This window comes from Methanohalobium sp. (assembly GCF_018609725.1).
GTDB lineage: Archaea > Halobacteriota > Methanosarcinia > Methanosarcinales > Methanosarcinaceae > Methanohalobium.
In genome coordinates this window covers 1-19,223 of the sequence record NZ_JAHENT010000082.1, presented here as the reverse complement: position 1 = coordinate 19,223, position 19,223 = coordinate 1, and the positions used below count along the sequence as shown (strand labels likewise).

At 36.6% G+C, this 19,223-nt stretch carries 19 protein-coding genes and 2 pseudogenes; 13 read left to right on the top strand and 8 right to left on the bottom strand.

The genetic code is table 11. The features are described 5' to 3' along the window. Window positions 1–377: pseudogene (locus QZ276_RS05125) on the bottom strand (RNA-guided endonuclease TnpB family protein); the annotation flags it as partial. A 138-nt stretch (window positions 378–515) separates the two neighbouring features. Between QZ276_RS05125 and QZ276_RS05120 the strand changes: the two are divergent. Then, window positions 516–777, top strand: a pseudogene (locus QZ276_RS05120) (zinc ribbon domain-containing protein); the annotation flags it as partial. Between the two features lie 88 nt (window positions 778–865). Here the strand turns inward: QZ276_RS05120 and QZ276_RS05115 are convergent. Then, the gene (locus QZ276_RS05115; RefSeq protein ID WP_292485892.1) at window positions 866–1,237 is read right to left on the bottom strand and encodes a hypothetical protein; all 372 of its coding nucleotides are present in this window, start codon (window positions 1,235–1,237) and stop codon (window positions 866–868) included. Window positions 1,238–1,408: 171 nt separating this feature from the next. On the opposite strand from QZ276_RS05115, the gene QZ276_RS05110 reads away from it, so the two are divergent. Genes QZ276_RS05110 through cyaB form a run of 5 tightly spaced genes read left to right on the top strand, consistent with a single transcriptional unit; the run spans window position 1,409 to window position 5,354 of the window. Further along, entirely contained in the window at window positions 1,409–2,149 is a 741-nt protein-coding gene (locus QZ276_RS05110) for a helix-turn-helix domain-containing protein (protein WP_292485890.1), read from the top strand. Window positions 2,150–2,180: 31 nt separating this feature from the next. After that, window positions 2,181–3,230 carry a hydroxymethylglutaryl-CoA synthase gene (locus QZ276_RS05105; protein ID WP_292485888.1) on the top strand — a complete coding sequence of 350 codons (1,050 nt, stop codon included), beginning with the start codon at window positions 2,181–2,183 and terminating at the stop codon, window positions 3,228–3,230. Between the two features lie 21 nt (window positions 3,231–3,251). Continuing rightward, a complete protein-coding gene (locus QZ276_RS05100; protein ID WP_292485886.1) occupies window positions 3,252–4,424 on the top strand; it encodes a thiolase domain-containing protein in 1,173 nt (390 codons plus the stop codon). A 5-nt stretch (window positions 4,425–4,429) separates the two neighbouring features. Beyond that, complete coding sequence (locus QZ276_RS05095; RefSeq protein WP_292485884.1) at window positions 4,430–4,828, top strand: Zn-ribbon domain-containing OB-fold protein; 399 nt, start codon at window positions 4,430–4,432, stop codon at window positions 4,826–4,828. Further along, window positions 4,821–5,354 carry a class IV adenylate cyclase gene (gene cyaB, locus QZ276_RS05090; RefSeq protein WP_292485883.1) on the top strand — a complete coding sequence of 178 codons (534 nt, stop codon included), beginning with the start codon at window positions 4,821–4,823 and terminating at the stop codon, window positions 5,352–5,354. Before QZ276_RS05095 ends, cyaB begins: the two co-directional genes overlap by 8 nt. Before the next feature lie 28 nt (window positions 5,355–5,382). Here the strand turns inward: cyaB and metG are convergent, their stop codons facing one another. Further along, window positions 5,383–7,422 (bottom strand): methionine--tRNA ligase, encoded by a 2,040-nt coding sequence (gene metG, locus QZ276_RS05085; RefSeq protein ID WP_292485881.1) that lies wholly within the window; start codon window positions 7,420–7,422, stop codon window positions 5,383–5,385. A 151-nt stretch (window positions 7,423–7,573) separates the two neighbouring features. Between metG and sppA the strand changes: the two genes are divergently transcribed. Next, window positions 7,574–8,674: a signal peptide peptidase SppA gene (gene sppA / locus QZ276_RS05080; protein WP_292485880.1), complete on the top strand. Its 1,101-nt coding sequence runs from the start codon at window positions 7,574–7,576 to the stop codon at window positions 8,672–8,674. Between the two features lie 461 nt (window positions 8,675–9,135). On the opposite strand, the gene QZ276_RS05075 is transcribed toward sppA, so the two are convergent. The 3 genes from QZ276_RS05075 to QZ276_RS05070 all read right to left on the bottom strand — a co-directional run bounded on the left by QZ276_RS05075 (window position 9,136) and on the right by QZ276_RS05070 (window position 11,898). Next, a complete protein-coding gene (locus QZ276_RS05075; protein WP_292485878.1) occupies window positions 9,136–10,161 on the bottom strand; it encodes a sensor histidine kinase in 1,026 nt (341 codons plus the stop codon). Between the two features lie 186 nt (window positions 10,162–10,347). Next, window positions 10,348–10,521, bottom strand: coding sequence for a PAS domain S-box protein (locus QZ276_RS11540; RefSeq protein ID WP_369334625.1), 174 nt, complete (start codon window positions 10,519–10,521; stop codon window positions 10,348–10,350). Between the two features lie 402 nt (window positions 10,522–10,923). Beyond that, window positions 10,924–11,898, bottom strand: coding sequence for an arsenic resistance protein (locus QZ276_RS05070; RefSeq protein ID WP_292485876.1), 975 nt, complete (start codon window positions 11,896–11,898; stop codon window positions 10,924–10,926). Between the two features lie 408 nt (window positions 11,899–12,306). On the opposite strand from QZ276_RS05070, the gene QZ276_RS05065 reads away from it, so the two are divergent. After that, window positions 12,307–13,605 carry a hypothetical protein gene (locus QZ276_RS05065; protein WP_292485874.1) on the top strand — a complete coding sequence of 433 codons (1,299 nt, stop codon included), beginning with the start codon at window positions 12,307–12,309 and terminating at the stop codon, window positions 13,603–13,605. A 10-nt stretch (window positions 13,606–13,615) separates the two neighbouring features. Here QZ276_RS05065 and QZ276_RS05060 read toward each other — a convergent pair whose 3' ends face one another. Then, window positions 13,616–13,753: a hypothetical protein gene (locus tag QZ276_RS05060; protein ID WP_292485873.1), complete on the bottom strand. Its 138-nt coding sequence runs from the start codon at window positions 13,751–13,753 to the stop codon at window positions 13,616–13,618. A 129-nt stretch (window positions 13,754–13,882) separates the two neighbouring features. On the opposite strand from QZ276_RS05060, the gene QZ276_RS05055 reads away from it, so the two are divergent. Continuing rightward, window positions 13,883–14,620: a SagB/ThcOx family dehydrogenase gene (locus QZ276_RS05055; RefSeq protein WP_292485871.1), complete on the top strand. Its 738-nt coding sequence runs from the start codon at window positions 13,883–13,885 to the stop codon at window positions 14,618–14,620. Window positions 14,621–14,748: 128 nt separating this feature from the next. Further along, window positions 14,749–16,230, top strand: coding sequence for a radical SAM protein (locus QZ276_RS05050; RefSeq protein ID WP_292485869.1), 1,482 nt, complete (start codon window positions 14,749–14,751; stop codon window positions 16,228–16,230). 60 nt (window positions 16,231–16,290) lie between these two features. On the opposite strand, the gene QZ276_RS05045 is transcribed toward QZ276_RS05050, so the two are convergent. Further along, window positions 16,291–17,217: a ribose 1,5-bisphosphate isomerase gene (locus tag QZ276_RS05045; RefSeq protein WP_292485867.1), complete on the bottom strand. Its 927-nt coding sequence runs from the start codon at window positions 17,215–17,217 to the stop codon at window positions 16,291–16,293. A 106-nt stretch (window positions 17,218–17,323) separates the two neighbouring features. On the opposite strand from QZ276_RS05045, the gene QZ276_RS05040 reads away from it, so the two are divergent. The 3 genes from QZ276_RS05040 to QZ276_RS05030 form a co-directional block, all read left to right on the top strand. Next, a complete protein-coding gene (locus tag QZ276_RS05040) occupies window positions 17,324–17,668 on the top strand; it encodes a DUF5518 domain-containing protein (protein WP_292485866.1) in 345 nt (114 codons plus the stop codon). Between the two features lie 12 nt (window positions 17,669–17,680). Next, window positions 17,681–18,532 carry a hypothetical protein gene (locus QZ276_RS05035; protein WP_292485864.1) on the top strand — a complete coding sequence of 284 codons (852 nt, stop codon included), beginning with the start codon at window positions 17,681–17,683 and terminating at the stop codon, window positions 18,530–18,532. A gap of 57 nt (window positions 18,533–18,589) precedes the next feature. Then, a partial coding sequence (locus tag QZ276_RS05030; RefSeq protein ID WP_292485862.1) for an aldehyde dehydrogenase family protein occupies window positions 18,590–19,223 on the top strand: 634 nt, incomplete at its 3' end.

The window sequence follows — 19,223 nt, the reverse complement described above, 5'->3', positions numbered from 1 at the left end:
TCACCATAAGATATTCCTATCTTCTCACGACCATCCAGTGTAAGTATAGAAACCATATCATTTCCCTTGAACGACAGTACCCTCTGGTCGTAGACCACAGCTCCTCTTCTATCGAATTTGTGCATGGTTTTTCTATCGTTGCTGTAGCTTTCAGCTACTTTACCGATTGCCCTGACAGTCAATTGAGCAGACAGAGCGAATTTTTGCCTGATGTCATAATAAGTCAGTTTCTGAATCCCGGTTTTACCAAATTTCTTGTTGTGCCATGCAATCTCAGAAGCATAGTTGCAGGCCTCATTGAACTTCTCCATAGTTGTCAATAGTTTATTGCGTTGTTCTCTATCGGGATTCAGTTTGACTTTCAACGTCAGGTACATGCTATCTACAAATATGTTATACATATATAAACTAATTATGGATCAGAGATGCTGTTGTTGATTCATTAATGGTTTATTTAATAATTAGACGCATTCCTCCAACAGTTAAAACTGTTGGCTTCCTGCTCCATTTCTCGTGAATATCATGGTATAAAGTATCATGAAGTCGATGAGGCTTATACCAGTAAAGTTGATGCACTGGCATTAGAACCAATCAGAAAACATAAGAAGTATCTTGGTAAGAGACCTAAACGGGGTATCTTCCAGTCGTCAACAGGTAGACTGATCAATGCTGATATCAACGGAGCATTGAACATCTTGAGAAAGGTAATCGGTGATTCCCTTACAGGGATAATCAATCGATAGTGGGGATGTGAACTCTCCTGGAAGAACTTTGTAAATTGAAAATTTACAAATATCTTTAAATCTTTGATTTAAAGAGTAAGACTTTCAAGGTAACCTTCTCTCGAAGCCGCTGAGTCTTTAGCTCAGCGGTAGTTCACAGGGTGTAATCTGTTCAAGCAAAAGATTTTTCCGTGATAGAATATTGTAGAGTTCAAATTGGTAGTGATAGTTTCAAGATGTTTGTAAACGTTGTTTTTGGCGTTTTCTACTAATTCAGATGATACATTAACAAGTTCATCAGGATAAATGTCTTTAATATATTCAGCTGTGTTGTAAAATTCATTTTCCAGTATTTTATCGATACCATCGTCTTTTGACGTATGTTTTATGATTTCTGGATATTTAAATCCCATTTCTTTAATTAACAGGTTTTCAATATATGAACAGGTAATATCAGGGAGTAATTCATATCCGTGATTTACAAAATATACCTGTTTGGGACATCTAAGATACAATTTAAGTTCTGAAACGTTTTCTTTTGTTCTGTTTTGTGAAAAACATATAACAATAATTTACGTTCGACATGTAAATAATTAAAATCTGCTAATAAAGTTATTTTGGTCGTCAATAAACGAATTCAACTTCGTTAAATATATATACCTGCAAATGTTTCTTTGGAGTAAATAATGGCTAAAAACGAATCCCATGAAAATGTTCGCCAGAGATTGTCTGAAAAGATGGCTGGTGAAATTACATTGTCCGAAAAGCCTGGAGAAGCGCTTAAAAAATGGAGATTAAATTTTGAAGTCGCACAAACAGATCTTTCCAACTATCTTGGTGTATCACCTTCTGTAATCAGTGATTATGAAAGTGGTCGAAGAAAATCGCCAGGAATCCTTATTGTAAGCAAAATAGTTGAAGCGCTTTTAAATATAGATGCTGAACGGGGTGGACAAAAAATACATGCTTATGAAGGTATGCTATACACCGAAACATCCTCAAGAGCTGTTTATGCAACGTATGAATATACCTATCCGATGCAACTTGCAAAGCTGAGTAAATCTATAGATGCGGATGTTATCAATAAAGGAGTGGAAAAACCACTCTACGGTTTTACGGTGATTGACAGTAAAAAAGCCATTCTTGAGCTTTCATCCCATGAATTCCAGAAACTTTATGGCTGGAGTACAGAACGTGTGATGGTTTTTACCAAAGTATCCACTGGAAAATCCCCGATGGTAGCCATCAGGGTGACAAATCTAAAACCTGGAGCAGTTGTAATTCATGGGCTGCGGAAAAATGAAGTTGACCCGCTTGCAAGGAAAATGGCTGAAATTGACAGAATCCCGCTTCTTGCAACTACTATGGATATTGATGGGTTGGTAGAATCATTAAAAAAGTACAGCCAGTATCACATAATCGAATAAAATTTATTAATATAATCAAACAGGTGAAAAAATGAGTGTAGGGATTGTTTCATATGGTTCCTATATACCAAGATATAGGATAAAAGTTGAAGATATAGCTCGTGTCTGGGGAGAGGATGCAGAGACCTTAAAAGCTGGATTGATGGTATCTGAAAAATCCGTACCAGACCTTGATGAAGATGCGGCAACCATTGCAGTAGAATCTGCAAGAGCTGCGATTGAAAACGGAAATATTGACCCAGTTCGTATCGGTGCGGTTTATACTGGTTCTGAAAGTCATCCATATGCTGTAAAACCAACAAGTACTATAGTTGCTGAAGCAATAAGTGCAACACCGGTGATGACAGCGGCTGATTTTGAATTTGCATGTAAAGCAGGGTCTGCAACTGTCCAGAGCTGTATGGGTCTGACGTCATCTGGAATGATAGATCTGGGAATGGGAATCGGCGCAGATGTATCCCAAGGAGCACCAGGAGATGCTCTGGAATACACTGCAGCATCCGGCGGTGTTGCCTTTATCATGGGCGATAATGAATCAGAACCCATAGCGTTGATAGAGGATACTTATTCTTTTACAACCGATACACCTGATTTCTGGAGACGTGAAGGCAGTGAATTTCCACAGCATGGAGGTCGTTTTACAGGGGAACCTGGATATTTTAAACATGTAATAGGTGCATCCAAAGGTCTTATGGAAAAGATGGGCACTGGTCCTGAAGATTATGATTATGCAGTATTTCATCAGCCAAACGGTAAATTCCCTACAAGAGTTTCAAAGGAACTGGGATTTAGCAGGGATAAAATAGAACCTGGAATGGTAATAACCAAACTCGGTAATATCTATTCAGGTTCATGTATGATGGGTATTGCTGCTACCCTTGACCAGGCAAAACCCGGAGACAGAATATTTGCTACAGCATTCGGTTCAGGCGCAGGAGCAGACGCTTTCAGCATAAAGGTTACAGACAAAATGGAACAATTCCAGAAATATTCACCAAAAGTCTGGGACCAGTTGAAAGACCCGGTGTATGTAGATTATGCAAAGTATGCAAAGCACAAAGGCAAATTAAAACGTTCGTGATTACAAAAAGAGGGGTTAGTTATGAGAGATGTTGCGATTATCGGTATAAAAAGTACAAAATTTGGAGAATTGTGGGATTATTCATTTAGAGATATCTTTGTTGAAGCTGGATTAGGAGCTATAAAAGATGCAGGAATTAGCGGAGATGAAATAAACGGGCTTTATGTAGGGAATATGAGCGGAGGACAATTTGTAGACCAGGAACATATCGGAGCATTGATAGCCGATTATTCCGGTCTTGCAAGAAACCTTCATATCCCCTCTACCCGGGTAGAGGCGGCCTGTGCTTCAGGTGGACTTGCTCTTCGTCAGGGAGTAATGTCTGTTGCATCAGGGTACCAGGACTTTGTAGTAGCTGCTGGTGTTGAAAAAATGACAGATGTCAACTCTGCAGCAGCCTCATCTGCACTTGCTGCGGCATCAGATAGGGAATGGGAAGGTATTATGGGAGCAACATTCCCGGGTTTATATGCGATGATTGCCAAAAAGCACATCCATAAATACGGAACGACCAGTGAACAGCTGGCGGATGTTGCTGTTAAAAACCATCTAAACGGCTCTATGAATCCGATATCCCAGTATAAGAAAAAAATTACTAGAGAATCTGTGTTTAATTCTATCATGGTGGCAGACCCTCTGCATATCTTTGATTGTTCACCGATAACAGATGGAGCAGCTGCACTTGTTCTTGCTCCTGCAGAAGTTGCCCATGAATATACTGATAATCCGATTTACATAAAAGCAAGTGCACAGGCAAGTGATACAATCGCACTCCATGATCGAAGAGATATAACTACACTGGATGCAACTGTTGCTGCAGGTAAAAGAGCTTATGATATGGCAAACCTGAAACCTGATGATATAGATGTTGCAGAAGTCCATGATTGTTTCACCATAGCAGAAATATGTGCCATCGAAGATCTTGGGTTTGTAAAGAAAGGAGAAGGTGGTAAATACACTGAAGATGGATATACCGCAGTCAACGGACAAATACCAGTAAACACTTCTGGTGGATTGAAGTCGTGCGGTCATCCAGTAGGAGCTACAGGAGTAAAACAGGCGGTTGAAATAGTCCACCAGCTTAGAGGTGAAGCAGGTAAACGTCAGGTAGAAAATGCTGAAATCGGAATGACACATAATGTTGGAGGATCAGGTGCTACTGCTGTTGTGCATATTCTGTCAAATAAAAGGTGATATCAATGTCAGTTGTAAGATTCTGGAGAAATCAGGTTAACAGGTACAATCTTGAAGGTACCCATTGTAACAGTTGTGATGAATATTTCTATCCGCCAAGGTCTATGTGCCCCACCTGTAGACGTGAGGGAGAGCTTGAGTCACATAGGTTTGAAGGTAAAGGTGAAATTGTGACTTATACAATTATTCATAGTGCTGCGGAAGGATTTGAAAATCAGTCTCCTTATCCACTTGCTATAGTTAAACTGGATGAAGGAGCAAGCCTTACAAGTCCTATAGTAGCAGATCCCGAAGAGATGTATATTGGTATGCGAGTGAAACCTGTTTTCAGAAAACTTGGTGAAAGTGGAGACAAAGGAATGATATACTACGGAACCAAATTTGCACCTGATAAAAATGATTGAAGTAGAAGTAAAAGCCCGTACAGACCTTGAAACCGCAAGAAAAATGCTTAAAGATGAGGATGCTCGTTTTATTGAAACCGAGCACCATTTTGACAGCTATTACAACGCACCACATCGGGATTTTTCCAGCTCTGATGAGGCTCTCAGGATACGTTCAAGGGACAATAAGGCGTTTCTTACCTATAAAGGAAAAAAAATGGACAGTATCTCCAAAACCCGTGAGGAATTTGAAACTCCTGTAGACTCTGAAAATATGCGTAATATTCTCCTGTCTCTCGGTTTCAGAGAATATGGTATTGTCGAAAAGGAAAGAGAAGTTTATAAACTGGATGATTTTGTAATCGCCCTTGATTCTGTTGAGCAGCTCGGTGAGTTTATTGAAGTAGAACTGGAGTCAGAATCAGGTTCGGATATTGAACACAACAGCAACAGGATTTTTGAATTTCTGAATAAACTGGGTATTGAAGAAAATGACTCCATAAGGAAATCTTATCTGGAACTGGTGATGGAAGAAAAAGCTAAATGAAAAAGGGAAGGGAAAGTTATTCCCAACCTTAACCTATTTTTGTTCCGGGAGTTACCTCTTTTTCCGGTTTTAGTAATACAGCACCGTTGTTTTCTCCTGCAAGAACCATACCTTTGGAATCCACACCGCATAGTTTTACCGGTTCCATATTTGCAAGAACAACGACCTGATGTCCAATAATGTTCTCAGGATTGTGGCTTTTTGCAATTCCTGCAACTACCTGTCTTGGGGAATTTTCACCAATATCAACTTCCAGGCGGAGTAATTTATTGGATTTTTCAACTTTTTCTGCATTGACAATTTTTCCAACCCTTATGTCCATCTTTGAGAAATCATCAAAGCTTATATTTTCCTCGGATTCCATTTTATCTTCTCTCATTCCCTTTTCCTGTTCTTTTTCCTGTGCCTTTTTAACCCTGTCAGATGATATTTTTTCCATTTCTTCTATCTTTTCATCTTCGATTTTCTTGAACAAAATCTTGGGTTTTGGTACTGGTGTATTGCTTTCAACCAGTTCTGTGGCATCACTGTATCTGGATGCGTGGACATCACCAGACATACCAATCTGTTTCCATGCATCTTCCATCTTTTCAGGAACTACTGGTTCAAAAAGGACAACAAGAGCTTTGGCTATCTGGATACAGTTTGCAATCACTCTTCCACATTCAGTTTTATCTTCCTTGATTAATCTCCATGGTTCATTGGACTGGAAATAGGTGTTTCCATAGGAAGCAAGTGATAGTGCGGTATCAATGGCTTTTTTGAATTCGTAATTCTCCATTGCTTCTGTGTATCCATCTATTGTGGACTGGATATTATCCAGGACATCGGACTCAATTTCACCTTCTGGGATGTATCCAAAATTTTTGTAGGCGAATAATAATGACCTGTAAAAGAAATTACCAAAAACACCTACAAGTTCAGAATTGATTTTTTCCTGGAAGAACGGCCAGGAGAAATTCAGTTCTTTGGTATGTGATGTATAGGTAGCAAGGTAATATCTCAGCAAGTCAGGATGGAATCCATGATTGAGATAATCTTCTTCAACCCATACTACATATCCTCTGCTCTTTGAAAAAGTCTTGTTTTCAATCTTAAGCATTCCAGAGGCTACAACCGACCAGGGCTGGGTATATTCTGCACCTTTTAACATGGCAGGCCAGAAAATGCAGTGATGGTAGATAATATCTCCACCAATAAAATGAACAATACGGGAGTCATCTTTCCAGATTTTTTCCCAGCTTTCGTTGTTAGCGTTTGCCCATTCCTCGGTAAATGATATGTATCCGATAGGTGCATCCACCCAGACATAAACGACCAGATCATCACGCTCTGGGAATTTCACGCCCCATTCAAGGTTTCTTGTAATACACCAGTCATCAAGGCCTTTTTTGACCCATCCCATGGCATAATTTCTTGCATTTGATGTACCTTCAAGGTTTTCCAGATAGTTCTGGAGGAAATCCTGGAATTGGGAAAGTTTGAAAAAGTAGTGTTCCTGTTCTTTATATTCAGCAGCATCTCCGCAAAGGGTGCAGACTGGACTTTCCAGTTCTCCCGGTTCAAGGTGTTTACCACAACCCTGATCACATTCGTCTCCTCTTGCTGCTTCAGCACAGTGGGGGCATTTACCTTTGACGTATCTGTCAGGAAGGTATCTGTCACATACTGGACAGTAGGCAATTTCGATTGTTTTTGAGTAGACGTAACCATTATCAATAAGCTTGTTTACAATTGCATGGGTTCGATTGTGGTTGGTGGCATCCTCAGTTGTGCCAAAAGCGTCAAAATAGACATTCATTGATTTGAATATATCATCAAAATGTTTGTGGTATGTTTTTATAAGTTCTTCAGGTGTGGTATTGTATTCCTCGGCATTGAAAACAATGGGTGTACCATGAGTGTCTGAACCACAGACAAAGGTAACATCCTGCCCATGTTTTTTCAGAGCCCTTACGTATATATCGGCAGGTATGTAGGTACGCAGATGTCCTATATGTGCTTTACCGTTGGCGTAAGGCAGTCCACAGGTTACAAGTACAGGTTTATCGGTTGGAAATTTTGTCATATTTACTCCCATGAATTACTAATTTATCGATTTATATCGAATGATATACAACTATAAAATATATTTCGCTTGCAACAGGTGATAGAAGGTTTTTGAAGGCAAGACTTTTAATGTAATACCAATATATTGTAACTGGTATAAGAGGAATTAAATGAATCCCGGCGATAAATTCCAGAACTTTGAAGGTAAAAACGAAGAGGAACCGGTTGAATTTTTTAATTATAATTCAGATACTTCAAATTTTTCCTATAAATATCAGGAGCAATCACAGGAAAAAAACATCCATGATCCTGATTCTAAATTTAACAAAGAAGAAACCGTAAAAAGAAAAGGGCGTAAACGCCAGTATCTGACTATTTTCTTTTTACTAATTACTATTATTGGAGCAAGTTTTGCGGCAATTGTTTATACCTTTGATGGAGACCTGTATTCTACAAATGATAAAGTTGCAGTAATACATGTACAGGGAACAATGATTACTGGAAGTATTCCCGGTGGTATAGGCTACTCCACTTCTGAAGATGTAGCCAGTAGTATTCGGAAAGCCTCAGACAGAAGTGATGTAAAAGCAATCGTCATGCGTGTAAACAGTCCCGGAGGGTCTCCATCTGCTGCAGAGGAGATATCCAGAGAAATAGAAAGAGCAAAGGACAAGGGTATACCTGTTGTTGTATCAATGGGGGATGTAGCAGCAAGTGCTGCATACTATGTTTCAGCACCTGCAGATGTTATAATGGCTAATCCATCAACTATGACTGGAAGTATTGGAGTTATATGGACGTTCCAGAACAAATCTGAATTCTACGATGAAGAAGGAATAGAACATGAGGTAATCAAATCCGGCGAACTCAAGGACATGGGAGCACCATGGCGAGGTTTGACAGAAGAAGAGAGAAATTATGCCAATAAAATTGTGCAGGAGATATACAAAAATTTTGTAGACCATGTAGCAGAAAATCGTGACCTAAACCGCAGTTTTGTTAATGAAATATCGGATGGGCGAATATATACTGGTATGAGAGCAAAGGAACTTGGATTAGTGGATAAGTTCGGTAACCTCTATGAGTCCATAAATCTTGCAGCAGAGCTTGGAGATATTAGAGGTGAACCTGATGTAATCTATTTGAATAAACCCAGTATATCCCGATTGCTTTTTAGTTCCAAAACTGATTCTGGTATAGTAAACAACTCAATAACCGATTTTGCGGATTATTACGAAAACAATCCTTATGGGAAAATCGAAGCAAAATAAATTTTGATTGTTCCCATATTATCTTTTTAATATTAATTTTATAGGCTAAAGATTTATATAAACAAAAATTGGTTGCAAAGAGATTTATGTAATGCTCTTCTATCAGGTTATAAACTTAAGATTAACTAATTAACCATTTTTAAACCCATAACTATATATGTTAAATATTCATTATATATATTTAGAGTTGAATACAATTACTAAATAGATTAACTATAACTTTAAAAAAATATTCATAGATAAAACAGATAAACATTTAGTTTATTTTAATATTCCAAACAAGTATCTGGAAAACAACGGTATTGAATTCAAAAATCACTCCACTGTTCTTAATGAAATCGGTGATGAATATCTGATGCTGGATGCATATCAACAGGGAGTTTGGATTCCAAAAGAAATAATTGAATGTGAAAAAGTAACAATTGATAATGATTTGGATATGTAACTTTGGATTATAAACCTTAGAATTTAATGATGAATTTTGTACCACTGGTAGTATCCAGTTCAAAAGTCCCATCAATTTGTTCAACCAGACTGTTTATAAGCTGGAAACCAAGCGAATTAGGATTAGTGATATCTATATCTTCATTGAGACCTTTTCCGTTATCTCCTATTATTAATGTATAACTGGAGTAGTCCTCATACAAATTAATAAATATCTCTTTATTATCATTATTTTTGAAAGCGTATTTTAAAGTATTAGATATCAGTTCATTGATTATCATACCAAGTGGGATGAAGGTATCGAACCCAAAATTTATGTCTTGGATATCGATATTTAGGCTGATATCATTTCCATCATATAGATATATAAGATGTTCAACTAATTCTTTTATATAATCGTTAGTATCTATATATTCCAGATTTTTTGTTTCATATAAATTTTTATGTACAAGTGCCATTGAATCTACACGGTTTTGAGTATCTCTGAAAGCATCATTAACTTTTTCTTCTTCAAATTTGCTCGATTGTAGGTCAAGGAGACTGGATATCACCTGAAGATTGTTTTTTATTCTGTGATGCAGTTCCAGTTTTTTAGTTTGTTCAAACTCCAGTATCTGTTTTCTTTGCTGTTTGATATGTTCTTCTGAATTTTTGCGTTCAGTTATGTCTGTTGCATATCCTATATATTGATTATCTGCAAGTTTTACAGCGTCCAAGAATCCATATTTTCGTTCGCCACCTTTTGTAATAAAAGGTGTTTCAAGAAATGATTTACCTGTTCTTAATAGTTTATTAAAAAAATATAATGTCTGGGTAGCATCAAGTGGGAATAAATCCAATAAATGCATTGAAAGTAGCTCTGTTCTGGAATAACCTGTCATGGATAGTGTAGCAGGATTTACATCGATAAAATATCCATTTTTTTGGACTACAAAAATTCCTATGGGTGAATGCTCTACATAATTACGGAATTTTTGTTCACTGTCTTTTAATTTTTTATCTTTTGCAACTTTTTCTGTTTCATCATCTATCGATGATACCATTCCATCAAAATTACCATTTTCATCAAAAGTCGGTGCTGAATTTATATTTAAATATTGTCTCTGTCCATCAGTCCATTCAATTGCAAGTCTGAGATTATATACAGGTTTAAGGTTCTTTTTGACAAGATTTAACGGTAGCTGTTCTTCAGGATAATGATTACCTTCAAAATCCTTTACTTTCCATTTCTAATCATTGTAGCTACTTCCTAGGATATCATTTTCTGATAAACCCAGTACTTTTTTAGCGGCAGGATTGACGTATTCAACATAACCGTTTCTATCCACTTTTGTAATATACGATGTACTTGTTTCTGCTACTTCTTCAAAAAAGTCATTCCTTTTTTGTGATTTATTATTGATATCTTTTCTATTGATGATAGAACACGCCCCTTACTTATTGGACTAGTTATTTTTTTAACCTTTCAACTAACCAAAAAAAGTAATATTAATTGAAAGCGCTTCAAGACAAACCTTTGAACAAACCCTATCCACGTTATTGTCTTTTTGAGTTGGTATAGTAAAATAAATTTTAGATAAACTCGATTGAACAATCAACTCTTTTTGAATAACCCCACAAATCTTAATTTTATTTATTAATGAAATATATATCGTCTTTATTATATAAGAAATTATTGAGCTATAAAAATGGAATGTAACCATTGTAATATTAATAATGAAATTGGCAGGATTACATTAACAAAAATTTGTAGAAAAAAGTTTATTTTGCTTTTTACTTTTACCTGATACTTATCTATGAATTTATTATCCAGAAACATCGGTTATCTTTTTATTTCTTATAAATAGTAGAATCTGGGCTACCAGACCAAGTACAGGGAGTTCTATAAGGGGACCTATAACAAGGGCAAGTGCTATTAATGGCTGCTCTGGAAAAGCTGTTAGGGCTATTGCCAAAGCAATAGGTGAATTTCTGGCAAGTGTAGTAAGGTTTAAACTTGCAGTATCCTGATAATTAAATCCTATAAATTTCCCGACAGCCTGTCCAAATATAAATACGATTACGAAGAATATAAGGATCGGTATAATAAGTTGAACTAACACATAGGGGTTCTGTACCAGATATTCCCCTTGGGATGCAAACATAGACATAATTGCAAGATTTAGAAACGTAAGCTGGACATGGTCCAGTTTTGGATAGATATTTTCTTCAAGCCAGTATTCCCCTATAAACTTTCCTGAAATCCATTTTAAAACAACTGAAATCAAAAAAGGAACCAACAGTATAATCAAAATACTTTCTATTAAAAAAGATATATTTAGTGTGGTTATTGTACCTGCAAACAGGAAAAGATATACAGGCAGTAATATAAGTTGTAGAATCAGATTCATTGGCAGAATAGAGGTTGATAATACGATATTTCCTTTAGATAACCCGGTAAAAACAAGGTACCAGTCAGTACATGGTGTTACCATGAGCATTATAAACCCAACCCATAACGCTGGTGAACCTTGAAGAAAGACATATCCAAGAGTGTAGGCGAGTAGTGGATTGAATATAAAGTTGATTGCGAGACTAACCCCTGCAAATCTTAAATTCTTGAATGAATTCTTGAGCTGGGTAAAAGGTATTTGTAAAAAAATACCACAAAGCATTATAACAAGAAAAGGAACAATAAGGAATTCAGCATATTCACCAACAAAATGTATCTGTCCAAGTAACAAACCCAGAATTACAGAACCTAAAATAATTACTGACTGGTATTTTTCAAACGGGTCCATTTTTAGCGAACATATCCTGTATATTAAAAATAAATATGGTTACAATGAAATAAAGTATTTTTCTATATATCCTGTTAGTTTACCAATTTACAGGTATAAAATAATAAACCCCTTTTATAAACGGTTTTAATTCATTCTTTTACAGGATTTGTAAACCAAAACTGTTAATTATACATTATAACATCAAATTTGTATGAGGATGTAGTTATTGAGTGGCTACCGTTAAAGCTGGAATTTCATATATTACCTCTTCCATCTGATTGCTGCCTCCTCACGAATTAACTATAGGTTTATAACCATTGAAAAGATACCTATGCATTTTGAATGGAATTGGATATAATAGACGTAAGTAGAATATGGATTCGGATTTATAATCTATTGATTTAAACGATTGTGTTAGTGATTAAATTGAATTTTTTAAGGAAACTGTTTGGGAAAAAGGAGAAAGAGGAAGAGGTACAAAATGAACCGGAAAAAATCACATTGGGTCTTGAGGAAATCCAGAACTGGATGAAATCCGAATCAAACGATGCATTCAGCGATATGAAACCTTATATTACACAAAAATATAAGGAAATCAAAAGCCACCTTGACAGCCTTGAAAAAGATAAAAAAGAACTTGAAAGTGTGGAAATTAAAAATCAGGGTATTCCGAGAGCGGTTCAATCCAATAAAGAAAATTTTGTTAAAAATCTAAACATTATACTGGATAAAATATCAATACCATATGATACCGACCCATCAACAGCACACCGATTCTATACAGAAGCAACATCAACTCTTAATACCTGTGTGGAAAACAGCATCAAAAGTCAGCATTACATTAAGCCGATTTTTCCTGAAATTTTTAAAAATCTTTCAAATGACCTTTCAGAAATAAATACATCACTTTCAGACCTTGAGGACAAAATCAACAACATTAAGGATAGACTGAATATATATGAAAATCTTCCTGAAAAAATAGATGAGGTCAATCAGATAAAAAAACAAATAGAAGATAAAAAAAGCAACATACAGGAACTTGAGAAAAAATACGAATCATCAAAATCTCATCTTTCTGATGCACAAACCCGTCTTGAAACTTTGAAAGCAAGTGAAAATTACCAGAAAGCAGAAGGACTGGAAAATGAAATCCAGAAATTAAGAGATGAAAAATCAAATATCGATTCTGAACTGAAGGATTTATTTGCGCCACTATCTAAAGCCATATCCAGAATGGAAAAACAGGATAAAAGCGATAGACATACATTATCTCCTGAATTCAGAGAGGTAATTGAAAAAATAAACAATAATGAGGTTCATTTGCTGGATAAAGATAAACTTGCCTCATTCCTTAATGATATGAAAAATCGTGTGGAAGACGGCTCACTTGGTCTCAAACAGAGAAAGGGGAACAACATCATTGAACAGGTTAATCATCTGCTTGAATCGGATGAATTTTCTAATCTTGTTGAAAAGAGGTTATCCTATACATCCAGAATTGAAGAACTTGAAGTAGAACTTGACAGGCTTACGGTTTATAAGGAAAAAGCAAATCTGGAAAAACAGATATCCGACAACAAAAACACAATGGATACTGTTCAAAGTGAAATCGATAGTGAAAGAAAACACCTTGATGAACTTAACCAGAAAAAAGACCAACTTCTGGAAGAGTTGCAATCAGACCTAAAATATGTATTTAATAAACAAATCGAAATCAAACATTAAATGCTATCTTTTACTGATTTTCGTTATTTGAACCTGATTCATTGTTTTGGTATTTATTGATTTTTTCCAAAACATCTTCCCTAATTTGCTGTTTTGCAATTCCTCTAAACCTTGTATTTTTCCTGTCCATTACTGTACCTTTTTCCATTGGGATGACCTCCTTTGAGATTATTTTATATTACTTTTAATAGTCTTATGGTATATTATATTTTCCAATTGAAATACTGGAAGAAAATATAATATACCTTGTTCCAATAAAAATATAGTGGTGTATGAAATGGTGGGGGATACAGGTAAAAAATTTATTGAAAATACAAAATTTCAAAACATGGACAAACCGGGTCAAATGAAAGGGGACCCGGCCCCTTCGCTTGAGCTGGAATTTGATAGCACAAAACCGTTAATTGATTTACCAAAACCGGAAAACATTTTTGTAAATGAGATTGAATTAAGGCAGGCTATTGAAAACCGCAAAAGTATTCGACAGTATTCTGAAAAAGCCTTGACAGTGGATGAGCTATCATATCTTTTATGGTGCACACAGGGTGTAAAAGACTATATTCCAAATGCTGCTACTTTTAGAAACGTTCCGTCTGCCGGAGCCAGACATGCTCTTGAAACTTATTTGCTAATTAATAATGTAGATGGTTTAAAGCCGGGTCTTTACAGGTTTCTTGCAATAGAACATAAACTTCTGGTACTGGACACAGAGACCGGTTTATCGGATAAAATAACAGATGCATGTCTGGGTCAGAGTTTTATAAAAAACAGTGCTGTGACATTTATCTGGACGGCGGTTACAGAAAGGATGACATGGCGTTATGGAGGTAGAGGTTATCGCTATCTACTTCTGGATGCAGGTCATGTCTGCCAGAATCTGTATTTGAGTGCGGAATCGGTTGATTGTGGAGTTTGTGCTGTGGCTGCATTTCTGGACGAGGAATTGAATTTTTTATTGGGAATTGATGGGAAAGACCAGTTTTCTATATATGTAGCCGCAGTGGGTAAGAAATAATACCTGAATATAAAAGGGCGTAAAAATTTCATATCAGATTTTAATATATAAATATATGGGTTTGTGTGGTAGATATAAATGCAGACCCCCTTGATTTAGTTATGGGGAGTATAAAGGGGGATTAATAAATGACAGTAACTGAAAGTTCCTCTAAAAAGCAGACTGAGGACATGGCAAAAATAATCGAAAACTGGCTTGGTAATCCAGTAATTAGAAAATTATTGAAATTTACTACAAAAAGGACTGGTAATGAACGACGTCTTGATAAAATCCTGAAAAGTTATGCCTTCGATAAAGATGTAAACCTCTCATTCGGGGACAGACTAACCGAAAAAATTGTAATGAAGATAGTAGGGTCGGTTGTTGACAGAACCAGTATTACTGAGGAAGATGTAAAATCCAACCTTCAAATCGGTTACTGGAGAAAAGGTCTGGTGTCTACTCTGGAAGGTATAGCATGGCGGGGACCGGAAAAACCCTTTACTTCATATGCACCCTTCTTGGTCGTCTGGAATTTTACAAATGCCTGCAACCTTAGTTGTAAACACTGTTATCAGAGTTCAGGAAAAAAACCAACTTCTGATGAGTTGACCACCGAAGAAAAAATGAAAGCATTAGATGAGATGGCGGACGCAGGCGTAGCCTACATATCTATATCAGGTGGAGAACCACTTTTTATGAAGGATGTTTTTGAGGTAGGAAAAAAAATTGCTGAAAAAGACATGGGGTTTGCTATTGCCACAAATGGTACAATGCTTACTAAAGAGACTGCACAGAAATTAAAAGATAGTGGTTGCTGTTATGTCCAGATATCGCTGGATGGTACCAGAAAAACTCATGATGAATTCCGTGGATTTTTTGGAGCTTTCGATAAAACAGTGCAGGGTATCAGGAACTCTGTTAATACAGGGCTTCTTACTGAGGTATCCATGACTGTGACAAAGGATAATCTGAATGAAGTGGGAGACATTATAGACCTGACAGAAGAACTTGGAGCAAGTACTTTCATGCACTACAATTTCATCCCTTCCGGTAGAGGCAAGGATATAATCGATAAAGACCTTTCACCAGAGGAAAGGGAAGAATTACTGAATTTCCTTGCAGAGGAATGTGATAAACGGGATATGTCCGTTCTTTCAACTGCACCTCAATTTTCAAGGATAATGGCATCTGGTGAATATGCATCGTCATCACTTACACACTTTGATTCCATAAGTCAGCAGGAGGGCATGGGGAACGAAACCCGTTTCCTTGCAGAGTTTGTCGGCGGCTGTGGAGGAGGAAGACTTTACTGTGGTCTGGAGCCAAATGGTGATATAATCCCGTGCGTATTTTTACCAAAAGTATTGGGTAACATAAAAGAAGATGACTTTCTGGAAGTCTGGAAGGATTCGGAATTTATGGAAGATATGAGAAACAGGAGAAGATACGATGAAGGTTGTGGGGGATGTGATTATAGAAGCATATGTGGAGGTTGCCGTGCCAGAGCGTATGCCTATTATGGAGATGTTCAGGTATCCGATCCCGGATGTATAATAAACAAAAGAAAATGGGAATCGCTAAAAGAAGAGATAGGAGAAAAACAGTTTATAACACTGGTAAAGACCTGATTTATTATTTTTTCTTAATTTTTATTTTAATTAAGACCCCCCTGATATAGAAAATTTAGGTTAACCAATATCACCGAGTTCCCAACCCTGATATTCCTTTATTATAAAATAAGCCATACTCGGTGAAATAACTCCCGCATCTGTGATTATAAGGTCTATATATTCAGCAGGAGTAATATCAAATGCAGGGTTTTTGACCTCTACATAAGGTAAATCCCTTAAATCATCAGGATTTATGACCTCATCGGTAGGACGGTCTTCTATTTCTATCATCTCACCCTGGATTGTACTGGGGCTGAATTTGTAGGTTTCTGCAACAACCAGTAAGTTAACCCGGGATTCATGTGCGGCAAGAGCAAGCTGTGAAGTACCTATTTTATTAATGAGTGCTCCATTGACAGATATAGCATCTGCGCCTACTATCACTTTATCCACATCTTTCATACATGACCTTACAGCAGAATCAACGATATAGGTAGTAGGTATATTGTAGTCATTAAGGTGTTTGATGTTGAGTAAACCCTGTTTTCTGGGTCTGGATTCTGTAGTAATTACCGATATATTTTTGCCCTTTTCAAATGCGGTTGTGATGGCTGACAAAGCTGCATGGGAGTTGCAGTGAGTCATTACAACATCTCCATCCTGTATCCGTTTGGAACCTATTTTACCGATGTTTTCAAGGGCGTTATCAGCCTGCTTGATGAAACGGTTGGCATTGTTTATTATTTCTTCTCTGGCATCATCTACATTTGTTTTGCTGTGTTTTACACTCATCCAGACAGCGTTGGGAAGTGATACTGCAGTTGGACGGGTGTTGACCAGTGTTTTTGCAGCCTTTTGAACTTTATCATCAAATTCCTGGATGGTTTCTGCATCCAGATTTTTGACATAGTCACGGATGGCTGTTGCTGCGGCACTGGCAATTCTTCCAGCACCGCGTATTTCCATTGTGCGAATCTTTTCTGCGGTGTCCTGCAATTGGTTCATGTTTGATGATTGGGTATGAAAGAATTTATAGATATTTATCTCAAATTTAACTTAAATACGATTTATATATCATCACAACGATTTATAATTTATAGGGAGTATGAATATGGGAGACGAATTAAAGGGAGCATTAATAGGTCTGGTTAGCACAATTATATTGTATTTGCTACCGTTTATAGATATATTGGCACCATTAATCGGTGGTATTATCGGAGGTTATGCAGGTACAAAGGATGCTTGGGGCGGATTTAAAGTTGGAATTTTGATGACAGTTTTGATGATTATACCCGGGGTTATACTGGCTACACTGCTTGGTTCAATATTTAGTTTTGTACCTCTGTTGGGAGCGTTTTTTGCAGGGTCTACAATTCTTTTAACAATATTACTGGTGGCACATACAGCAATTCTTGGAATCCTTGGAGCAATCGTAGGAGGACTATTATCAGGTTAATCTAACAAAATAATGAAACCTGGTAACTTTAGTGGGGTTGTACGCTCAATAGACCCAACTAATCCTCAAAATTTTGCAATTCTTATTCTGGTTATTGCAGCCATAATAACCGGTGTTGCTGTCTATACATTGAATAATTACTCACTGTATGATAGTTTTTTGCAGGCTACAAAATCGGGGATATCGGTTTTTCTTTCATGGGCACTGGCAAGAGAACTCGACCCAGACAATGAGTTATCTGCTTTATTTTCTGCAGGAACAATTTTTATTTTTATATCCTCATTGATTACCCACTCACCAGATATCATTGTTCTGGTCTGGATATTGTTGATTATGCGTGTTATAAACAGAACAAGTGGAAGGTATGCTGGTGTTTTGGATTTATTGGTTGTAATGGGATTAGGTATATGGCTCACCTATCATGGAGGATTGGTATTTATCCTTATTACATCACTGGTCTTTTTTCTGGATGGCAGCATGGATTCTCCCAACAAAAATAATCGATATTTTACAATTATTTCTCTTATCATATCGGCTGTAATAATTATATTCAATGGAAATGTCGTCTTAAAAACACCTGCAACTTTAAACATATTGGTTATTTTAATTGTATCATTATTGTTTTTGCTGCATATTTTCACAATTTCTGGAATCTGTTCTTTCGACGATTTAAATATTAAACGACTGGATTTTAAACGAATAAGAATATCACAATTAGTAGTTTTGTTTACAGGAGTATCTGTACTAATTTTTGGTGACGATTACAGTATAAACTCTATACTTCCTTTGTGGACAGCAATTTCGGGTATATTAATATACAGATTAATTTTTGCGATGGGAAAGTGCTTTAGTTCGTGCAGATAAATTTGAGAGTTGAGGAAACCAGCAACTTAAAATGGGTTTAAAATTGAGGGTAAATTCATGACAACAATAACATCCATTAACCCCGCAACAGAAGAGATAAACGGCACATATGAATTGTATTCACAGGATAAAGTAGATGAGATTTTAAAAAAATCAGAAGAGGCTTTTTTGAAATGGAGCAATCTCAAAGCCTCGGAGAGAGCTAATTATCTTTCCAGAGTTGCAAATGTTTTGAGGAATCGCAAATCTCAACTTGGAAAAATTATCACAAAAGAAATGGGGAAACCAATAAAACAGTCAATGGGAGAAATTGAAAAATGTGCAGTCACTTTTGATTATTTTGCAAAAGACGCAGAAAATTTAATGCATCCTGAACCAGTAGAATCTGATGCAAACAATTGTGGAATCTATTTTGAACCTCTTGGTATAATTTTGAGTATAAAACCTTGGAATTTTCCTTTCTGGCAGGCTATAAGCTTTGCAGCACATGCACTTGCAGGAGGTAATGTGATAATTCTTAAGCACTCCAGTCATGTACCCATGTGTGCATTGGAAATAGAGGGGGTATTCAGAGAAGCCGGATTCCCAGAAGGAGTTTACCAGACACTGCTTCTTGATGGGAAATCCACATCATCACTGATAGGAAGAGATGAAATAGCAGGGGTATCATTTACAGGCAGTACATCAGCAG

Excerpts from the sequence above, each read along its gene's own strand:
- QZ276_RS05110 (WP_292485890.1), top strand. The coding sequence starts at position 1,409 with ATGGCTAAAAACGAATCCCATGAAAATGTTCGCCAGAGATTGTCTGAA.
- QZ276_RS05105 (WP_292485888.1), top strand. The coding sequence starts at position 2,181 with ATGAGTGTAGGGATTGTTTCATATGGTTCCTATATACCAAGATATAGG.
- QZ276_RS05100 (WP_292485886.1), top strand. The coding sequence starts at position 3,252 with ATGAGAGATGTTGCGATTATCGGTATAAAAAGTACAAAATTTGGAGAA.
- QZ276_RS05095 (WP_292485884.1), top strand. The coding sequence starts at position 4,430 with ATGTCAGTTGTAAGATTCTGGAGAAATCAGGTTAACAGGTACAATCTT.
- cyaB (WP_292485883.1), top strand. The coding sequence starts at position 4,821 with ATGATTGAAGTAGAAGTAAAAGCCCGTACAGACCTTGAAACCGCAAGA.
- metG (WP_292485881.1), bottom strand. The coding sequence starts at position 7,422 with ATGACAAAATTTCCAACCGATAAACCTGTACTTGTAACCTGTGGACTG.
- sppA (WP_292485880.1), top strand. The coding sequence starts at position 7,574 with ATGAATCCCGGCGATAAATTCCAGAACTTTGAAGGTAAAAACGAAGAG.
- QZ276_RS05075 (WP_292485878.1), bottom strand. The coding sequence starts at position 10,161 with ATGGTATCATCGATAGATGATGAAACAGAAAAAGTTGCAAAAGATAAA.
- QZ276_RS05070 (WP_292485876.1), bottom strand. The coding sequence starts at position 11,898 with ATGGACCCGTTTGAAAAATACCAGTCAGTAATTATTTTAGGTTCTGTA.
- QZ276_RS05060 (WP_292485873.1), bottom strand. The coding sequence starts at position 13,753 with ATGGAAAAAGGTACAGTAATGGACAGGAAAAATACAAGGTTTAGAGGA.
- QZ276_RS05055 (WP_292485871.1), top strand. The coding sequence starts at position 13,883 with ATGGTGGGGGATACAGGTAAAAAATTTATTGAAAATACAAAATTTCAA.
- QZ276_RS05050 (WP_292485869.1), top strand. The coding sequence starts at position 14,749 with ATGACAGTAACTGAAAGTTCCTCTAAAAAGCAGACTGAGGACATGGCA.
- QZ276_RS05045 (WP_292485867.1), bottom strand. The coding sequence starts at position 17,217 with ATGAACCAATTGCAGGACACCGCAGAAAAGATTCGCACAATGGAAATA.
- QZ276_RS05040 (WP_292485866.1), top strand. The coding sequence starts at position 17,324 with ATGGGAGACGAATTAAAGGGAGCATTAATAGGTCTGGTTAGCACAATT.
- QZ276_RS05035 (WP_292485864.1), top strand. The coding sequence starts at position 17,681 with ATGAAACCTGGTAACTTTAGTGGGGTTGTACGCTCAATAGACCCAACT.